The sequence below is a fragment of the Clostridium sp. DL1XJH146 genome, assembly GCF_054819755.1.
Genome location: NZ_JBTVVN010000017.1, coordinates 55,739 through 76,233, shown reverse-complemented (window position 1 = coordinate 76,233; position 20,495 = coordinate 55,739). Strand labels below are relative to the sequence as shown.

Annotated in this window: 17 protein-coding genes and 2 riboswitches; of the genes, 10 read left to right on the top strand and 7 right to left on the bottom strand. The window is 31.3% G+C overall.

Features of this window, described 5'->3' with window-relative positions:
* The first annotated feature begins 194 nt into the window (after positions 1 to 194).
* From ACVHXK_RS10095 to ACVHXK_RS10060, 8 genes are all read left to right on the top strand, one after another.
* Positions 195 to 1,127: a DUF5692 family protein gene (locus ACVHXK_RS10095; protein WP_461206269.1), complete on the top strand. Its 933-nt coding sequence runs from the start codon at positions 195 to 197 to the stop codon at positions 1,125 to 1,127.
* Positions 1,128 to 1,507: 380 nt separating this feature from the next.
* Complete coding sequence (locus tag ACVHXK_RS10090; protein ID WP_461206268.1) at positions 1,508 to 2,650, top strand: ester cyclase; 1,143 nt, start codon at positions 1,508 to 1,510, stop codon at positions 2,648 to 2,650.
* Positions 2,651 to 2,688: 38 nt separating this feature from the next.
* Complete coding sequence (locus tag ACVHXK_RS10085; RefSeq protein ID WP_461206267.1) at positions 2,689 to 3,126, top strand: DMT family transporter; 438 nt, start codon at positions 2,689 to 2,691, stop codon at positions 3,124 to 3,126.
* A gap of 120 nt (positions 3,127 to 3,246) precedes the next feature.
* Positions 3,247 to 4,416: a dipeptidase gene (locus ACVHXK_RS10080; protein WP_461206266.1), complete on the top strand. Its 1,170-nt coding sequence runs from the start codon at positions 3,247 to 3,249 to the stop codon at positions 4,414 to 4,416.
* Between the two features lie 14 nt (positions 4,417 to 4,430).
* Positions 4,431 to 5,591 carry a dipeptidase gene (locus tag ACVHXK_RS10075; protein ID WP_461206265.1) on the top strand — a complete coding sequence of 387 codons (1,161 nt, stop codon included), beginning with the start codon at positions 4,431 to 4,433 and terminating at the stop codon, positions 5,589 to 5,591.
* A 27-nt stretch (positions 5,592 to 5,618) separates the two neighbouring features.
* Positions 5,619 to 6,641 carry an ester cyclase gene (locus tag ACVHXK_RS10070; protein WP_461206264.1) on the top strand — a complete coding sequence of 341 codons (1,023 nt, stop codon included), beginning with the start codon at positions 5,619 to 5,621 and terminating at the stop codon, positions 6,639 to 6,641.
* A gap of 423 nt (positions 6,642 to 7,064) precedes the next feature.
* Positions 7,065 to 8,654, top strand: a complete 1,590-nt coding sequence (locus ACVHXK_RS10065) for a sodium:solute symporter family transporter (RefSeq protein WP_461206263.1) — start codon at positions 7,065 to 7,067, stop codon at positions 8,652 to 8,654.
* A 292-nt stretch (positions 8,655 to 8,946) separates the two neighbouring features.
* Positions 8,947 to 9,966 carry a LacI family DNA-binding transcriptional regulator gene (locus ACVHXK_RS10060; RefSeq protein WP_461206262.1) on the top strand — a complete coding sequence of 340 codons (1,020 nt, stop codon included), beginning with the start codon at positions 8,947 to 8,949 and terminating at the stop codon, positions 9,964 to 9,966.
* A gap of 110 nt (positions 9,967 to 10,076) precedes the next feature.
* On the opposite strand, the gene lpdA is transcribed toward ACVHXK_RS10060, so the two are convergent.
* The 6 genes from lpdA to gcvT form a co-directional block, all read right to left on the bottom strand.
* On the bottom strand, positions 10,077 to 11,471 hold the full coding sequence (gene lpdA, locus ACVHXK_RS10055; protein ID WP_461206261.1) for a dihydrolipoyl dehydrogenase: 1,395 nt from the start codon (positions 11,469 to 11,471) through the stop codon (positions 10,077 to 10,079).
* 17 nt (positions 11,472 to 11,488) lie between these two features.
* Positions 11,489 to 12,946 (bottom strand): aminomethyl-transferring glycine dehydrogenase subunit GcvPB, encoded by a 1,458-nt coding sequence (gene gcvPB / locus ACVHXK_RS10050; RefSeq protein WP_461206260.1) that lies wholly within the window; start codon positions 12,944 to 12,946, stop codon positions 11,489 to 11,491.
* Positions 12,943 to 14,286, bottom strand: a complete 1,344-nt coding sequence (gcvPA, locus tag ACVHXK_RS10045; RefSeq protein WP_461206259.1) for an aminomethyl-transferring glycine dehydrogenase subunit GcvPA — start codon at positions 14,284 to 14,286, stop codon at positions 12,943 to 12,945. The genes gcvPB and gcvPA overlap by 4 nt, the downstream gene beginning before the upstream one ends.
* Before the next feature lies 1 nt (position 14,287).
* Positions 14,288 to 14,671 carry a glycine cleavage system protein GcvH gene (gcvH, locus tag ACVHXK_RS10040; RefSeq protein ID WP_461206258.1) on the bottom strand — a complete coding sequence of 128 codons (384 nt, stop codon included), beginning with the start codon at positions 14,669 to 14,671 and terminating at the stop codon, positions 14,288 to 14,290.
* Between the two features lie 157 nt (positions 14,672 to 14,828).
* Entirely contained in the window at positions 14,829 to 16,064 is a 1,236-nt protein-coding gene (locus ACVHXK_RS10035; RefSeq protein ID WP_461206257.1) for a serine hydroxymethyltransferase, read from the bottom strand.
* A gap of 23 nt (positions 16,065 to 16,087) precedes the next feature.
* Positions 16,088 to 17,194, bottom strand: a complete 1,107-nt coding sequence (gcvT, locus tag ACVHXK_RS10030; protein WP_461206256.1) for a glycine cleavage system aminomethyltransferase GcvT — start codon at positions 17,192 to 17,194, stop codon at positions 16,088 to 16,090.
* A gap of 96 nt (positions 17,195 to 17,290) precedes the next feature.
* Positions 17,291 to 17,373: riboswitch (glycine riboswitch) on the bottom strand.
* A 3-nt stretch (positions 17,374 to 17,376) separates the two neighbouring features.
* Positions 17,377 to 17,479, bottom strand: a riboswitch (glycine riboswitch).
* Between the two features lie 462 nt (positions 17,480 to 17,941).
* Here gcvT and ACVHXK_RS10025 point away from each other — a divergent pair.
* Together ACVHXK_RS10025 and ACVHXK_RS10020 are read left to right on the top strand one after the other, a co-directional pair.
* Entirely contained in the window at positions 17,942 to 18,571 is a 630-nt protein-coding gene (locus tag ACVHXK_RS10025; RefSeq protein WP_461206255.1) for a hypothetical protein, read from the top strand.
* Between the two features lie 86 nt (positions 18,572 to 18,657).
* Complete coding sequence (locus ACVHXK_RS10020) at positions 18,658 to 19,560, top strand: MBL fold metallo-hydrolase (RefSeq protein ID WP_461206254.1); 903 nt, start codon at positions 18,658 to 18,660, stop codon at positions 19,558 to 19,560.
* Between the two features lie 61 nt (positions 19,561 to 19,621).
* Here ACVHXK_RS10020 and ACVHXK_RS10015 read toward each other — a convergent pair whose 3' ends face one another.
* Positions 19,622 to 20,428 (bottom strand): sulfite exporter TauE/SafE family protein, encoded by an 807-nt coding sequence (locus tag ACVHXK_RS10015; RefSeq protein WP_461206253.1) that lies wholly within the window; start codon positions 20,426 to 20,428, stop codon positions 19,622 to 19,624.
* Between the last annotated feature and the right edge of the window lie 67 nt (positions 20,429 to 20,495).

Genomic DNA, 20,495 nt, shown 5'->3' with positions numbered 1-20,495 from the left:
CCTTTGTGGCTCGTTTTTTCATTAAAAAAATAAAAAACTGAGGCTATCTCAGTTTTCTATTCTGAGACAGCCCCTTTTTAAATAATATAACCACATAGTTAAATTATTGACAATCATAGAATAATGGTAGTATTATATGAATGTGGACAACCTGTCTACATTTGGCATTATTAAATATTAAGGGGGATTTTGTAATGGGATTATTATACGAAGTACCAAGTTTAAATGCTTGGGCAATAGGAATTTTTGTTATGTTTACTTTAATGGCTTTTAATGAATTTGGTCGCTCAACAAAATGGGGAGGAATTACACTTTTTTTAATCGTACCTATAGTGCTTACAATTTTTGTTTGGCCAACAACAGCAGCTCCGGGAAATGAATATGGAACAGGAACTTGGTTTAATTGGGTGAAAACGTATTCCGCGCTTGCTGGATGTCTTGGCTTTATGGCAATTAGATATATTCCTGGTGCAGTTAAAAAGAAATGGGTATTATTTTTTCCACCACTTATATTGGGATTAAATATACTTGAAGCGGCTGTTCGTGACTTTCAATGTTTTTCATATGGAGCGTGGGATGGAGCTCTTGTAGATAATCTTTGGGTAATGTCAGGACCATGGAATATTATGAATGGGATTGCAGGAATACTGAATGTAATTGTCATTTGTGGTTGGGCTGGCATATTTATTTCTAAAGATAAAACAAAAGATATGATATGGCCTGATATGATATGGCCATGGATTATAGCTTATGATTTATGGAACTTTGCTTATACATACAATTGTATAGCAGATCATTCATTCTATTGTGGATTAATATTGTTATTATCTTGTACTATACCAGCCTTCTTTATCAAAAAAGGAGCATGGTTACAGCATCGTGCACAGACTCTTGGATTATGGATTATGTTTGTTATGACAGTACCTTCATTTGCAGATCGTATAGCACCTGTGCCTACAACTCATAACCCAAAAGCATTTATGTTTTTAAGTTCTATGGCTTTAATTGCAAATGTTGCCCTAGTAGTTTATCAGTTCGCTAAGATTCGTAAAAATAAATTAAATGTTTTAAAAGATGAAATTTATACTGATACAAATACTTATAAGAAAGTAGTTGCAGAAAATTAATAAATTTACTAATATTGATATGAAAAAAGCTAGGTCATTGTAAAATGAACTAGCTTTTTAATATATACTGAGAAAAAAACTAATTAATAATTTGACAAAATTATATGTAGCTGCTGTAGAACTTATTATGATACCATGAATATTAACTTAGCTTTGTGCATAAAAAGATATTGAATTCAAAATATATTAATTAAGAATATTTACTAGGAAATAGATAACTCATGTTATACATATTTTAACTATAGAGTGAAAAAATAAAAGAGCCTATTGACAAATTCGTAGAAAGGTGATAACATTTTTAAATGAATGACAACGCAATCATATTTAAAATTATAGTTTTATAAATTAATGAAATGAATTAAAAAATGGAGGAGATACATTTGGAAGAAATAAATAATTCAAAATTAGAAAATGAAAATAAGGTATTTTATGGAGATAATACATTAGTTAATTCAGCGATTTGGCGAGATTATAATGATTATGTACAATTGAATAGTAAAAATAAGCAAGAATTAGATGGATTTGATCCAAAATATAAAGATATTGTGGATTATATTTTAAGCATAACTCATGAAATATGGGAAGAAAAAGGTATAGGAGTGATTTATGATACTTATTCAAATGAGGTTCAATTGCATCTTAGTTCACAAACTATGGCTGGTATAAAAGGAGTTATAAGTGGAACACTTGAAACTTTACATGCTTTTCCTGATAGAAAGCTTATTGGACAAAATGTTGTATGGGCTGAACATTATGGGGGAGCCTTACTTTCTTCTCATAGAATACTATCAACTGGTACAAATTTAGGTGATAGCAGTTTTGGAGCAGCTACTGGTAAAAAAGTAAATTACAGAACAGTAGTGGATTGTGCTATTTATAAAAATAGAATATTCGAGGAATGGCTTGTTAGAGATAATCTTTGGATTGCTGAACAACTAGGATTTGATGTACATAAACTTGCAAAAAAAATGGCAATAGAAAGTCAAAAGCAAGAATCATTACTTCAAGATAGTTTTGGGATACCAGAATCAATGGAAGGTCAGTTCTTTCCAGAAATCTATAAGGCTAAGAATGAAGGCGTAGGAGAAATGATAATTGAAATGATAAGCCGCATATGGGGACGCAAATATATAAATGAAGTTAAGAAATATTATTGTGATGATGCAGTAAATCATTTTATATGTAATAGAGAATTAAATGGACATGATGATATACAAGGAATGTTAATAAGCTTGTTTGCATCTTTTCCAAATGCTGCAGTTGTAGTCGACAGGGTTTCTCTTAACAAAAGAGATGAAGAGAATATATGGGATGTTGCTGCTAGATGGAGAATAAAGGGTATACACGAAGGAATTGGATATTTTGGACAACCATCTGGCAATAAAGTTGAATTCATGGGGATAAATCATTATACAGTAATTGATAATAAAATAAAAGAAGAGTGGATGACCTTTGATGGATTAGATGTACTTCGTCAAATTTATAAAGGGATTGAAGATGAGTTTGATTCTAAAGAAGAGTAATATTTAGTTAATCTTCTAAAAATATGGAGGCACATTTTATGGCTAAAGGTATTGCAGTTATTCTTGCTATTATTTCTGGTATTTGTGCAGGCTTACAACCGCCAATTAATGCAGGCTTAGGGAAGGTTGTAAATACTAAGAATGCAACATTAGTAAGTATAAGCGTAAGTTTTTTAATAATTCTAAGTGTTGTTCTAGTAAGTGGTAATGTTAAAGATGTTACAAAAGCTGGGAGTATATCTCCAATATATTGGATTGGTGGTATATTAGGAGTTACTATGGTATTAATTTCTGTGGAAATAATTCCAATATTAGGTGCAACAGCCACATATTCATTGATTGTTACATTTCAATTAATAGTAGGAGCAATTATAAATCAATTTGGGTTATTTGGGCTAACGAAGTCACCAATAACTTTAACTCAACTTATGGGTATGGGATTACTACTTTTAGGAATGAAGTTAATATTAAATTAATTCATATGGACACTAAGAAAATCTATAATTAAATAATTGGCAGGGAATAAATAGTATTCTCTGCTGTTTTTAGAGATACACTAAAACTTTAGTTGCTTAGTTCTGAGGTGTTTTATGAGGATGGATAATAATTTAAATAATATGGGGAAGGGAGCATATATGGGGGAATATATTTTAAATAAGAAAAAGAAAAGTGAAATTAGCGAAAGAGCTAAGAGATTAAATACAGAATGTAATTTTGTAGATATACACAATCATATGATGTTTGAATTTGCTATTCGTCAAGCGTTAGGAGAAAAGGATATTTTTGATACACATTATGCACCTATTTTAAAACAGGGTGGCATTAATGTAATAGGAACTAGTGTAGGTGCAAACTCACCTTGTCTTTGTAACTTAACTGATAATCTAGAGTTTGGTTGTTTCGAACAGATAGACATGCTGCGTAATGAAGAAAAAATTAGTAAAACCTTTAGAATTGTTACTAATACTAAAGAAATTGAAGAAACTAGAGCAGAAGGTAAAATAGGTGTAATGATGACTTTTGAAGGTTCTAGAGCTCTTGAAGGACGTTCAGGAGAAGAGAGCCTTGTTATGTTACGTACATTCCATAGATTAGGACTTAGAGTAAACTGTATTGTTGGAGCGGCTAGAACAGCTTTTGCAGATGGAATGGGAGAAGTAGTTGCTGATGCAGGGCTAACAACTTTTGGGATCAAGCAGATAGAAGAAATGAATGAAATTGGAATGCTTATTGATCTGACCCATATGAATGATAGAAGTTATATGGATGTCATGGAAGTTTCAAAAAAACCTGTTATTGTGTCTCATATTGGAGTACAAGCAGTTTGTAATAATCCCAATAATTTAAGTGATGAGAGAATAAAGGCAATGGGTAAGAATGGTGGAGTTATATGTCTTGAAATGGTTAAGACTGAAATAAAGCATAAAGCAGAAGAAACAGGAGAAATTGTTACTTTTGACCATGTTATAGACCATATAGACCATATTTCAGAATTAATTGGACCAGAACATATAGGTATTGGACTTGATTTTGATAACTTTGATTTAATACATAATGTTCATCGTGCTATGTGTCCATTTCCAGGTTCTATAGAAGGATTCTATACTGGTATTCCTAAAGGAGACCATATGATTAATGACCCAAATAATTTAAGTGAAGCTTATGTTATTGCCGATTATTTGGTGAGACGTGGATATACTGATAAACAAATTGCAGGAATTCTAGGTGGAAATTTAATGCGTGTTATGAAGGAAACAATTGGTTAATGGAGGAGATAATTATGGAGAATAATTTGGATAAAACAAAAGATTTTATTGTTGCAGACAGCCACCAAGAAATACTTGACGAATATATCTATGAATTTTTGAAAAATGAAAAAGATGCAGTTTCGGGAAAAGTCCATGTTTTCGATAATGTTTATAAGCCAATACTTGAAAAACAGGGAGTTAATGTTGTAAATATGGCTGTTGGTGGAGAGCACGTAGCGCAAGCTATGTATAGTGCAACAGACACTTTGCGTTTTTGGGATGCACATAAAAAATTAGACGTATTAAACTCTGAATTAGAAGCTGGATGTAATTCGTTTGTACTATGTCGCAATGCTGAAGATATTGATTATGCTATAGATAATGGGAAAATAGCAATACTGGCTACTTTAGATGGTGGTAAACCATTAGAAGGAAAACCTAACTTGAACTTATTATCAAGCTTACGTTCTTTATACAGAATGGGGCTTCGTGGACTTCAATTAACAGGCAATACTAGAAATAGGTTGGGTGATGGCATTGCGCAAACAAGGACTAAAGGAAAACTTACTGGATTTGGTAGGGAAGTTGTAGCTGAGTGTGATAGACTTGGGATACTTTTAGATACATCTCAATTATCTGATTACGGTTTTTTCGATTTAATAAAACTAACCCAAAATCCTGTCATTGATTCACATACTTGTGCAAAAGCAGTTTATGATCATCCAAGAAATATTAGTGATGAAAGAATAAAAGCTATTGCTGATAAGGGTGGAGTCATGGCCGTTAGCTTCTGGGCAGCATTAGTAAATGGGGATAAAGAAGCACCTGATATAGAAGATTTATTAAAACATATTGATTATATTGTGAAAATTGCAGGTATTGACTATGTTGCTTTAGGACCAGATTATAGCGCATATAAAACCCCTATAGATAGAAGTGTTGTAAGAGGATTTGCAAATCTAGGACCTTGTGAAATGGATAGACTTACGCCAGTTCAAAGTGAAAAATTTCCTGGCTGGATTGATGGCATTTGGTATGGAATAAGAAAAAGTGATTTTATAGAAGGACCAAGCACTCATGAAAACTTTTCTCAAATCATTGATGCGCTTTTAGAACATGGATACAGTAATGAAGATTGTAAAAAGATTTTAGGTGGAAACTTAATCAGGGTATATAAGCAAGTTTTAAAATAAATTTATAATTCCTATGGAGGTAATAAAATGAGTACAAAACATGTTGAAAATAAAAAAATAGTAATGGATTTTCATAATAAAATTTATGGTGCTACGGTAGATACAATAGAGAATATTATTAATGAATATTGCCATGAAGATTTTAATTGGAATGGACCACAACCGTTTAATGAATTAGAAGGAACAAAAACTGTAGTAGAAAAATTTTGGAAATCATTAGTAACAGCTTTTCCTGATGTAAAGAAGGATGTTTATCTTCACTATGCAGGAAATGACCCTATGCATGAGGGGCAAGATTGGGTTGCATCATCAGGGAATTATGTAGGAACATTCGAAGAGGATTGGTTAGATATACCTGCTACTAATGGGGTAGTATGGATTAGATTTGCTGAATTTAATCAAATTGTAGATGGCAAAATAAAGCAAACATATACTTTAATTGATATATTGGATTTAATGCGACAAGCAGGCTTTAAATTTATTAAAGCATTAGCTCCTGAGGTGAATATTCCAGGACCTGCAACATTAGATGGAGTAATTATGGGAGAAAAAGATAAAGAGGAATCTAAGAAAAGTTATGAAATTATGTATGATATGATTTTCGGTGGATTATTGACCTATGAAGAAGAAAAGGGAATAGCTGATATGGGTATGGGAAAATATTTTAGTGGAGATTTTAACTGGTATGGGCCTTGTGGTATAGGATCAACAAAAGGTATCAAAGGCTTTGAAAAGTATCATCAAATACCGTTTCTTAACGCACTTCCTGATAGAACGTTAAAGCATGGGCAAGAGAATCAAATATACATAGGAGAAGGGAAATATGCGGCTTTAATTGAATGGTCTGGGTTTACTGCTACGCATACAGGAAATGATTGGCTAGGGATCCCCGCAACAGGTAAACATTTAGTAATGCGAAATTTTGATTTTTATAGAAGAGAAGGAAATTACTTAGTGGAAAACTGGGTATTTTTAGATATGATTGATATATTGAAACAATTAGGGATAGATATTTTTGATAGATTAAGAAATAAAAAATATATTTTATAAAATAAATATTAATTTAGATTATAAACACTTTAAAATATAGTTTAATAAAAAGATTATCTCAGAATAAATTCTAGGATAGTCTTTTTTTATACAATTAAAGCAAGTTGAAAGAATTAACAAATCATCATAGAATACCGTATAAAATTATTAAAATACCAATGAAATCCTCAATTAATAATTAAAATATCAAAATACTTGTTGACAAATTGAAAATCAGATGATATTATTTTAATAACTTATGACAGCGCAATCATGATTGCGTTGTCAAAAATATCACCTAGCAGTAGAGTATATATTTTTCCTCTTTTATCCAGTGAAAAAATTTAATATTATTTTCATGACAAAAGAGAAAAAGTATATATAAAGTAGTTTATAACAAAAGAGAATTATAAAAAACTAAGAAAAAAAAAGGAGGAAATTTTTATGCAAGCTTTAGACATTATTATTTTATTCATTTATATGGCAGGTATTTTGTATTTGGGATATGCCTTAGGTAAAACCAATGAAAATGAGGCAGATTATTTTATAGCAGGGAGATCATTACCTTGGTACGCAATTGGGTTATCAGTTGGGGTAACAATGATAAGTGCTAACTCATTTATCGGTGGACCTGGTTGGGGATATTATGATGGTATTATGGCAGCTATGGTTAATATTACAGTGCCTCTTTCTATATTATTTGTTACATATACTGTACTACCAGTTTTATATGACGCTAACGTAACTACAATATATGAATATATAAACGTTAGATTAGGTGGCAAGTCAAGAATTCTTAATGTTATTATCTGGTTATGTCAATCCTTAATACTTATGGGTGGATTTGTTTATACACCGGCTTTAGTATTAAGTGAAATTACAGGATTACCATTCAAAACATGGGTACCAATTATAGTTGTTTTCGCTATTATATATACAGCCGTTGGAGGAATTAAAGCAGTTATTTGGACAGATGCTATACAAGCTCTTGTATTATTTGCTGGATTAGTATTTGCAGTAATTTTTGCAGCAGGAAAATTGCCAATGGGATTTGGTGGATTAATGGAAACGGCTAAGGAAGCTGAAAAGCTAAAATCTTTTGATTGGCTATTTGATTTAAATTCTTTAAATGTTTGGACTGTACTTTTCGGTGGATTTGCAATGTGGATTGGATACTTTGGATTTGACCAAGGTCAGGTACAAAGATATTTAACAGCAAAAAATATTAAGAATATTAAAAAAGGTGGAATAATGAGTTCCGTTGCAATGCAACTTATTTACTGGTTCTGTATGTTCTTAGGTGTTGTATTGTTTGTATTCTATAAAACTAATCCAAGTACTCTTGATTTTGGAAACTCAAACCTTGTTATGACAGATTTCTTACTTAACTATGTGCCTACAGGCCTTTTAGGTGTGTTATTAGCTGCAACATTCGCTGCTGCTATGTCAAGTATTGACTCAATCTTAAACTCATTGACAGCAGTATTTACAAAAGATATTTATGAACCATATATAAGTAAAAAAGAAGAAACACCTTTATCGACAACAATTATATTTTCAGTAATATTTGGTGTAGTAATTATTGGTTTTGTATACGCGGGACTTGGTGGAAATACGAAATCAATACTTGATACAATAGGTGGATATTTATCTCCCTTCGGAGCTTTAATAACAGGTATTATGATTGCATGTATGTTTATACCAAGAGTTAATGACAATGGAGCTTTTATTGGTACTTTAGTAGCAGCAGGAGCTACAATTTTAACGCAAAATAATGTGCCAATGCACTGGTTATGGACATACTTCTATGGTGCAGTTTACTGTGTAGTATTTGTATATATCTTCAGTTTGATTTTTAAAGATGAAAGTTCTGAAAAAAGACAATATACAGTAATGGGAGTAAAAGAAAGACTAGGTAATAAGGCTGATAATGAAGGAGTTGCTTTAGCACCATTAATAATGGATAAGTATGGATGGATTATCATTGGTATATTTGTAGTGCAATGCATAGTACTTTTGTTAATACAAATGTAATCTAATAAGTTATAATAGATATACTTCTTCAAATGGATGTGGATGTTTTTGAAAGATTAAAAAGCAAGAAATATTTACTATAAAATTTATCTTATTGAACATATGATATTCCTATAATATCATATGTTCTTTTTGTAGTAAGTATAGTAATAGTATAGTTTGAACATATAGAATTATGCTAACTACAAGGGTAAAAAAATTGTAATTACACAATTAATATTTTATAATATAGCTATGCAGGTTATAATTAAACTTAATATATAAACAATTTTTTTTGGAATGGAGAATTCATATGAAAAATGAAGGTGTTAAATCAATTTTTCCTACCTTAATAGATGTGGCGAAATGTGCAGATGTTTCACCAATTACAGTATCTAGAGTGTATAATCCAAAATGGGAAGGTAAAGTAAAACAAGCTACGGTGGATAAAGTTCACAAAGCTGCAAAAGAATTAGGATATAATCCAAATAGAATTGCTAGAAGTTTAAATTCTCATAGAACTGATATTATAGCTGTTGTTATGGGAATGGAAACTGGTTATTTTTATGGAGAAGTTTTAAATGAATTAATAGCTAAAATTCAAGAGTCGGGTAGACAAGCTTTGATTTTTGTAGCAGATATAACTATTGGCATGGAGAAAGTGGTGGACCAGGTTAATCAATATAGAGTAGATGCAATAATAGTTACTGCACCAGCTTTAAAATCAAATATAATGAATTATTTTACAAATAGTAAGATACCTATAATAATATTTAATCGTGAAGTTGAGAATTCAAATGCAAGTGCTGTTTGGAGTGATAGTATAAAAGCAGTATACGAGGTGGCAGAGTTTTTAGTCGAAAATAAATATGAGAAAATTGGATATATCGCAGGTAAACATGAAGAGGAAAGAAACGAAAGTTTTATTAAAAAACTTGCAGAATACAATATTAAGCCCATACATGTTATAGAAGGCGGATACGATTATAAATCAGGATATGAAATTGCAACGAAAATGATTGCTTCTAATAATGTTCCAGATGTGATTTTTTCTTGTGGAGATATTATGGCAATGGGAGCAATGGATGCCGCAAGATTAAGATATGGGTTAAATGTACCAAATGACATTTCAATTATTGGATTTGATGATACTTCTGCAGCTAGTTTAGGAGCATATGATTTGACAACAATGAAACAGCCTCTACATAAAATGGTTGAAGCAACTATTGAGGTAATCGATGAATTATTGGAAAATCCTGAAAAACAGGTTATACGAAGACTTGAAATGGAATTAGTTATACGTTCCTCTACTAAGATAAACCTACCATCCTAAGATAGTAGGTTTTAGTTTTACATAGATAAAAGAAGTCTCCATACTCAGTAAAGTAAATGGAATGTAGCTCACTATAAGATTACAACATAAAAATATAATAAAAGAAAATGCTATTTTTTTGGAGGTACCATATGAATTGCTTGCCCCTTCAGTCCCATAACTGCTTCTGTGAAAGATTCAGCAAGAGTTGGGTGAGCGTGAACTGTATTGATTATATCATCAATTTTAAGTTCTTTTGTTATGGCTAAGGTACCTTCATGAATAAGATCTGAGGCATGAGGCCCCATGATGTGAACACCTATTATAATTTCGTTAGAAGATAGTACTTTAACAAAACCTTCAGGTTCACCAAGTGCTAGTGCTTTACCATTAGCACCAAACATAAATTTGCTTACTTTATAGGAAATTTCTTTCTCCTTTGCTTCTTTTTCAGTGAGTCCTGCAGAAGCTATTTCAGGGAATATGAAAATACAGCTTGGGATAACAGTAGAGTCAGAAGCATTGGAATAGCCCATAATCTTTTCAACAGCTTTAATGCCTTCGTGTGAAGCAGCATGAGCTAGCATTAAGCCCCCAGTAACATCACCTATTGCATATATTCCAGGAATATTCGTTGCGCAATCTGAGTCCGTCTTAATTCCTTTACTATCAAAATCAACAGAAAGGGCTTCTAAATTAAGGTTATCAAAATAAGGAGCTCTACCAGCGGAAACAAGTACTTTTTCACTACGTACTTTTAACTCTCCTTTTTTTCCTACACATGTAATAGTATAACCAGATTCTATTTTCTCGATAGAATTAACTTTAGTAGAAGTATTTATCTTAATTCCTTTTCTCTTTAAGGAGCTAGTTAATCTTTTTGTTATATCAGTATCAATTTGTGCTAAAATTTCTGGAAGATATTCAATTACAGTTACTTCTGTACCGAAGGAGTTGAAAATGCAAGCTAGTTCCATTCCGATAACACCACCACCTATAACAGTTAGGCTTTTTGGTATGTTGTTGAAGTTAAGGATATTCTCACTAGTATATATGCCTTCTATATCTGCTCCTTCAATTGGTGGAATGCTAGGGCTTGAGCCACTAGCAATGATAACATTGGTACCAGTAATTTGAGTAATTTTTTTATCTTCGTGCATAACAGAAATAGTGTTTTTATCAATAAATGAAGCAGTTCCTTTAATAACTTCAATATTATTTGCCTGCAGAAGTTGTTCTACTCCACCTACTAATTTGGATATTACCTCATTTTTTCTCTTTTGAACTTTTTCTATATCTACTGAATATTCATTAATGTTAATCCCAAATTCATCAATATTCTTCAATGTATTTAGTATTTCAGCATTTCTATATAAAGCTTTTGTTGGAATGCAACCTCTATTTAGACAGGTACCACCAATTTTATCTTTTTCAATAAGACAAACCCTAGCACCTAGTTGAGCAGCTCTAATTGCGGCAACATATCCACCGGGTCCGCCTCCTATTACTATAATATCGTTATTCATCATATATCACCCTTTATCTAGCTTTTCACCCATTTTACTACTGGTTTTCTTGCAGCAGTGACTTCATCAAGTCTTCTAACAGGGGTATTATGTGGTGCGTTTTTTAGTAAATCAGGATTTTCTTTTGCTTCCTTTGCAATTTTTATCATAGTCTTTATAAATTCATCGAGAGTTTCTAAGGTTTCTGATTCTGTTGGTTCTATCATCATAGCACTATCTACAATAAGAGGAAAATAAATTGTAGGAGGATGATAACCATAGTCCAATAGTCTTTTAGCAACATCAATGGTTGTAGTTCCCGTTTCTAATAGCCCAGAACCACTTAATACAAATTCATGCATGCAAGTTTTATCTATAGGAAGGGTATAGTGTTCTTTAAGGCTATTCATCATATAGTTTGCATTTAGAACAGCAGTTTCACTTGCTGCTCTTAGTCCTTCAGCTCCCATAGAAAGTATATAAGTATAGGCTCTTACTAATACTCCGAAGTTTCCGTAAAAACTTTTCACTTTTCCAATAGATAAAGGTTTATCATAATTAAGAGAATATTTATCTTCATTTTTTTCAATTATCGGAACAGGAAGATAAGGTATAAGTTCCTTTTTAACTCCAATAGGGCCACTGCCTGGGCCACCTCCACCATGTGGGGTAGAGAAAGTTTTATGAGCATTTAAATGCACAACATCAAAGCCCATATCACCAGGTCTTGCTATGCCCATGATGGCATTCATATTGGCACCATCGTAATAGAGCAGGGCGCCTGCAGCATGAACAAGAGTTGCAATTTCCTTTATATTTTCTTCGAATATTCCTAAAGTGCTTGGGTTTGTAAGCATTAAACCAGCTGTGTTTTCATCCAAAGCTTCTTTTAGAGCTTCTATATTAATTGAACCATCTTTATTAGATTTGATTTCAACAACTTGAAAACCAGCAACAGAAGCACTGGCAGGATTTGTACCATGAGCTGAGTCAGGAACAATAATTCTATTTCTGTGTTTTTCTCCTTTGGTTTCAAGATAAGCTTTTATTATCATCAAACTTGAAAGTTCTCCGTGAGCACCAGCTGCAGGTTGAAGGGATACTTCATCCATACCTGTTATTTCTGCAAACATACTTGATAGATTGTACATTAATTCTAAAGAGCCTTGAACAGTTTCTTCTTTTTGATATGGATGTATATTCACAAAATTAGAACTAGAGGCCATATCTTCATTGATTTTTGGATTATACTTCATAGTGCATGAACCTAAAGGATAGAAACCTGTATCTACACCAAAATTATTATTGGACAAAAGAGTATAATGTCTCATAAGTTGTGGTTCACTAACCTGTGGAAGACCAAGATCACTTTCTCTTAATAGAGAAGGATCTATTAGTTCATCAATTGCAACATCTAAAACATCGCATTCTGGTAGGGAATAGGCTTTACGTTCATCTTTAGAAATTTCAAATATTAGTTTATTATATCCTTTCATGCTATATCCTCCATAGTTTTTACTAGTGTATCAATTTCTTCTTTAGTTCTTTTTTCTGTGACACATAAAAGAAGAGAATTTTCTAGAAAGTCATATTTTTCTTCTAATGGATATCCACCTAAAATACCATTTTGGAGTAGCCTATCATTTATTGTTTTAGTATTTGTATCACTTTTAACTACAAACTCTTTAAAGAAAGGTTTATCAAATACTGGTTTGAATTTGCCAGATTTAATAAGTTCGTTATAAGCATAGTGAGCTTTTTTCACACATTGTTCTGCCACTTCCCTTAAGCCTTCTTTGCCCATAGTGGATAAATAAGCAGAAGCAGTAAGTGCATTAAGTGCTTGGTTTGAACATATATTTGAAGAAGCTGTTTCCCTTCTTATATGCTGTTCTCTTGCTTGTAGAGTTAAGACAAATGCTCGATTACCATCAACATCTGATGTTTGTCCTACAATTCTTCCAGGTAATTTTCTCATTAGTTTTTTTGTAGTGGCCATAAATCCTAAATATGGGCCACCAAAGTTCATTCCATTACCAAGGCATTGACCTTCACCTATAGCTATATCAGCTCCAATTTCACCAGGAGTTTTTAAAATTCCAAGAGAAATAGGGTCAACACTCATGATAAGTAAAGATTTATTCGAATGTGTTATTTTTTCAATTTCAGTCATATCTTCAACAATGCCAAAGAAGTTTGGACTTTGAACAATTACACCAGCGGTATTTTTATCTACTAATTTTTCAAGTTGTGCTATATCAGTTACGCCATCTTTTGTATCAATTTCGATGACTTCAATATTATGGAACCTCATATATGTTTTTAAAACTGTTATAACTTGAGGGTCAACTGTTTTTGAAACAATAATACTATTTGCTTTTTTAGTAGAAATGGCCATCATTGCTGCCTCTGCACAAGCAGTTGAAACATCATATACAGAAGCATTAGATGCATCCATATCTGTAAGATTTGCTATTTGAGTTTGATACTCAAAAATAACTTGAAGTGTACCTTGGCTTATCTCAGGTTGATATGGAGTATAAGCAGTATAAAATTCTGATCTAGATGTAATGTGTTTTAGAACAGAAGGAATATAGTGGTCATAAGAACCTGCGCCTAAAAAGCATACTAAATCATCACAACTAGAATTTTTGTCAGTAATTTTTTTCATGTGTTTTGTTACTTGGAGTTCTGCCATAGGCTTTTCAAGATTAAGTCTTCTTGAAAGTTTAATATCTTCTGGAATTATGTCAAAAAGGTCTTCAACAGAATTTATTCCTATGCTTTGAAGCATTTTCTCTCTATCTTTTTCAGTATTAGGTATATAAGGAAACATCTTATGCCTCCTTATTAATTAGATTCTTGTAGTCTTCTGCACTTAGTAGTGAATGGAGTTGAGATTTATCAGTAATTTTTATACGGATAATCCAGTTTTCATAACAATCTGTGTTGATTAGTTCTGGTTCGTCTTCTAAAGCTTCATTAATTTCAAGAATAGTACAATCAACTGGAATGTATATATCTGAAGCTGCTTTAACAGACTCTGTGCTTCCAAAAGACTCTCCTTTTTCTAATTCCTCTCCTTCTTCAGGAAGTTCTACATAAACTATTGAACCTAATGCGTGTTGTGCATAATCAGTAATTCCTAGATAAGCTGTATCTCCATCAACGCTTAACCATTCATGTTCCTCAGTGTATAATAAATTTTCTATAATTTTCATATTAAATTCCTCCTCTAATTTTTAAATCTATTTTTCATTTATATGTGCTTTAAAATATTGTTGATAATAAAATGCTGACTAAGTAAATTAGTTTATTTCAGATAAACCATATTAATCAACTATTTTTAAAATAGAACCTATTATTTAAACAAACTTTTTACTTATACAGTGGATATTTGTTGCATATTTCTTTAACTTTTTCTTGTACTAGTGAGAGGTCTTCATCTTTGTGTTGCAGAGTATAATTTATCAATGATGCAATTTCTTTCATTTCTTGTTCTTTGAAACCCCTTGTAGTCACGGCTGGAGTACCTATTCTTATTCCACTTGTAACAAATGGACTTCTTTTCTCAAATGGAATAGTATTTTTATTTACTGTAATTCCAACAGAATCTAATAAAGCTTCAGCTTCTTTTCCTGTAATATCTTTATTAGTTAAATCTACAAGTAAAAGGTGATTATCTGTTCCACCAGACACTAGTCTAAATCCGTATTTCATTAATTCTTCACCTAGAGTAGAAGCATTTTTTTTAACTTGTTCAATGTATTCTTTAAAATCATCTTTTAGTGCTTCACCAAAACAAACGGCTTTAGCAGCAATAGTGTGCATTAATGGACCACCTTGTATACCAGGGAAGATTACTTTATCAATAGCTTTAGCATATTCTGCTTTACATAGTATAGCTCCACCTCTTGGTCCTCTTAAAGTTTTGTGGGTTGTAGTTGTAACAAATTCTGCATAGGGAACTGGTGATGGATGGGCACCTGTTGCAACTAAACCAGCAATATGAGCCATATCTACTAATAAGTATGCGCCAACTTCATCAGAAATTTCTCTTAATTTGGCAAAATCAATTTCTCTTGGGTATGCACTAGCACCTGCAACAATCATTTTTGGTTTATGCTCTAAAGCTAAGTTTTTTAAGTTTTCATAATCAATTCTTTCAGTTTCTTCAGATAAACCATAAGAAACGAAATTATATAATATACCAGAAAAGTTTACTTTGCTACCATGAGTAAGATGTCCTCCATGAGTAAGATCCATTCCTAAAACTGTATCACCAGGTTCAAGCATAGCCATATATACTGCCATATTTGCTTGAGACCCTGAGTGTGGTTGAACATTTGCATGTTCTGCACCAAATAGCTCTTTCAGTCTATCCCTTGCTAAATCTTCTGCTTTATCTACAACGAAACATCCACCGTAATATCTTTTGTTTGGATATCCTTCTGCATACTTATTAGTAAGTACTGACCCCATCGCTTCCATTACAGCCTTACTTGTGAAGTTTTCAGATGCAATAAGCTCAATATTATCATGTTGTCTATTTTCCTCTGCACAAATAATTTCATAAAGTTCATTATCTTGTTTTATAAGGTTTTCAAAGTTCATTATAGTCACTCCTAAATTTAGTATTATTTTTTATATTTTTTAGTGTAGAATTTTTTACTAATAACTTTTGCAGCTACAAATTTTTTGCGTATTTTGATTTGAATATGAGTTTCCAGTGCAGTGTATTTAAAATCAATAAGAGCAAGGCCTATTGCTTTCCCAACTGTTGGGGATAAATATCCCGTAGTTACAACACCGATTTTTTCATCATTTGAATATACTTCATAACCATGCCTTGGAATTCCTTTGCCAATTAATTCAAAACCTATAATTTTACGTTGAAGTCCTTCTTTCTTTTGCTTTGTAAGAGCATCTTTTCCAATAAAATTGTCTTTATCAAGTTTTACAAAGAAACCGAGATTAGCTTCAAGAGGAGTTATGTTTTTTGATAATTCATTTCCGTAAAGAGGAAGAGCAGCTTCGAATCTTAGGGTATCTCTACATCCAAGTCCTGCTGGTAGGATGCCATATTCTTCACCAGCTTTCATTAAAGCTTCCCATATTTTTTCAGCATTTTCATTTAAGGTGTATATTTCAAAACCATCTTCACCAGTGTAACCAGTTCTTGATACTAAACACTCAGCTCCAGCAATTTTAACTTTGTCCATAAAGTAGAAGAATTTAATTTCTTCAAGATTAACATTAGTTAACTTTTGAAGTATATTTTCAGCTTTTGGTCCTTGAATTGCAATTTGAGATATTTCATTAGATTTGTTAGAAATCGTTAAGTTATAGTTTGCTTTGTTATCAACCATCCATTGATAGTCTTTTTCTATATTTGCAGCATTTATCACTAGAAGAAAGTTATCATTGCTATGTTTATAGACAATAAGGTCATCTACAACACCACCATTTGGGTAACACATAAAGGTATAAAGTGTTTGATTATTATTTAGGTTACTTAGGTCGTTTGTAATAAGATTTTGAATAAAATCGAAACTTTGTGGCCCTGTGATTTCAACCTCTCCCATGTGTGATACATCAAATAGTCCAGCAGAAGTTCTAACTGCTTCATGTTCTTTTTGAATATCTGAATATTGTACTGGTAGAGCCCAGCCAGAGAAATCAATAATTTTCCCCATATACTTTTCATGCATATTAAACAAGGCAGTCTTTTTTACATTTTCCATTTTTGTAATCCTCCTTAAAAAATTGTAAATTTATAAAAATATATTTTTATAACAAAAAAAGGAATATAACAGGCGCAAAACAAACCTGTCATATTCCTCTGTATTTTTACCTGAGAGTTTTAATACTTAATAAAAAAAGTACCTTTCACCTACGGCGCCACTTAGTGGACTTTCCAGAGTTCCATCCATAAACGATATTTTTGCCTGAAAGTTTCTAAGCTAATTTGACAGTTAACTTATTGCTTCTTCGGCTATCTACTAAAAGATATCTCACGTTTACTTCCTTTGGAGAACTATAATAATTATTAAAATTATAACTATAATATATTATTTTGTCAATATAATAATTAATGTAGAATTTTGTTGATAATTTAATTTTTATTGATGATTTGATTTATTTTGTTCAATAGTTTAGAATTATATTGATTTTGAATTAATTAAATAATTAAACCTGAATTGACTATTGAAAAATTAAGTCAGGCTTTAGAAAAAAGTTTTGATAAAGATAATATTGAATTAAATAGTATTTACGAGAAATATTCTTCATGGGAATAGGGATATGGGCAGACACCTATTTTTCAAATAGAGTATCATAAATAAGGTGACTATGAATATGCTATTTTATGTGACTTAAAAGACAAAAAAGAATATATAGTTAAAGATAAAAGAGTCATTTTAGGAATTAGAGATTATTTTATTCCTTACACTACTGATGGGAATAGATATATAATTTTCGAAGAAGCATATATGGAAGATTGGGAGCTTGAAGAGTCATTTAAGGAAGGTATTAAAAAAGAAGAATTTTACAGAGAAGGATACAGAGAAAGTATAAATATTATAGCTTTAGATAGATTTGTTGGAGAAGTAAAAAATGAATGTGATATAATTTCTTTTAAAGAAATTTATAAAACAGAGCTTACTTCGTGGACAAGGTATTTTGGCATGGATGATGAAAAGATATATTATAGAGTTAAGAATTTTGAAAGCAAAGTTGAAGATATATATTCAATTAGTAAGATAACGTTGGAGACAGAGCTAGTAAGGTCTATAAAATTAAATGATGATGGGTTAAGTGCCTATTATAATTTATGGCACGATGTGAAAAATAGAAACATATATGAGACAAAAATTATTGGAGAAAATAAGAAAATAGTTAATGAAATTTATAATATTAATACTAGTTTTACACTAGATAATAAACGAGAAGATATTGATAGCATAATTGGGGATTACGTGATATCTAGCTTTTGGACTGAAGATGATAATGGAGATAATTATAAAGACTTTGTTAAAATAAAAAATACTAAGAGTGGTGCTACCAATATATACGAAGGAGTCTGTGCAATATTTGAAGATAGTGTGATTTTATTTAAATAAATTTGAACTATTACAGGAGGTTTAGTAAGTAAAGAAAATTTATAATAATAAAACTAATGAAAATAAAGAGAAATGGAGAAAATATTATGGATATATTAAAAGTTAAGGGAAATACATTTTGTATAAATACGGGAATGACTTATATACCTTTTTATAAAATTAATGATGAAGAAATTATTATGTTAGACTCTGGATGGGCAAGGGGAGAAAGAGTAGGAATAGATGAGATATTGGAAAAGAATAATTTTAAGGTAGTTGGTATAATTTGTAGTCATACACATATAGATCATGTAGGCAATAATACATATTTAAAAAATAAATATAACTGTATTATTGCTATGCCAGCCTATGAAGCTTTTTTCTGTAGTTCTATAGTAAATTTAAAAGTTTATTATAGTAGTCAAACATTATCCAATGTAGAAGAACATTATGGACATATGGTTTGTGAAACAGATATTAAAATTTTAGACAATCAAGATACTATATATATTTGTGGTATAAAATTTAAAATTCTTCATACACCAGGGCATAGTCCGGCGCATATTTGCATTACTACACCTGATGATGTAGCTTATGTAGGAGATTCACTTATAAGTTACGAAGTTATGAAAGGGGCAAAATTGCCCTATGCATTTGTATTAAAAGAGGACTTGGAAAGTAAAATAAAGCTTTATGATTTAAACTGTAGCAAATATATAGTGGCTCACAAAGGAATGTATGATGATATTACTAAGCTTATAATGGACAACATAGACTTCTATAAAAATATAGCGCGAAGACTATACAATTTGATAGAAGAGGCAATGACAATGGAAGATATTATGAAAATTATCATAAAAAATTGGAAAATTAATGTTAGAACAGTATATAAGTATTCAGAGATAAAATTTATGCTTGAATCATATGTTCAATATCTAGAAGAAACTGGAGAAATTGAAATAATTATGGATAATGGATTTCTTAAATATAAAAGAAGCGTGAGTAAATAGATATACATTAATAAAACAATGATCAATTGGTTATTGTTTTATTAATGTATAAGTATGTATTTTATAACCCCAGTAGACTTTTACTAACTATTAAGATTAAGCCTAATACAATGAAAGTTAATCCTATTATTTTGTACATAGATTTTTCATCTGATTTGTTGGCAAATAAAGCAGCACCTTTTGCTCCGATAATTGAAAAAAATCCAGCTAATAGTACTTCAGATAAAGGTATTGATGACATATGTATAAAGTGTCCAGCTGAACCGGATAGAGCGGTGAAGGTCATTATTAAAACGCTTGTACCGATAGCAGTTTTGATGGGAAAGCCAAGAATCCTAGACAAAATTAATAATAGCATAAGTCCACCACCCGCTCCAGCAATTCCACATATTATTCCTATGATAAAGCCAAACAAAATCGAAGAAAAAAACTTTTTACCTCTGAAAAATTGGAGTAATTTATTAGTTATATCAAAAATAGTACTATAATCATTTGGTGATTTTTTATGTTTTCTAAAGAAATTAATTCCCATTATCAAAGTAACAATACCAGAAGCGTTACCAAGGGTATTGGATGGTATCATAGATGAAAGATAACTTCCAAGTTGTGCACCAATTATTGCAGATAAAGCCATAGTTAAACCGTTTTTCAAATCAATATTTTTATGTCTTGCGTAAGTGATTGAGGAAGCTGTTGATGCAAATACATCAGTAGCTAAACTGATGGATATAGCTATATATGGGTCATAGTTTAAAAAAGTAACTAATAATGGTGTTACAATAACGGCAGCAGAAGCGCCAACTAAGCCAGTAATTATACCTGCTCCTATGCCTGCTATACTAATTATTATAATAGTAAATAAATTCATTTGATTTTTTATGTCCTCTCTCTAGTTAATATAATACAAACCTAATTATACATTTAAATACTCTATA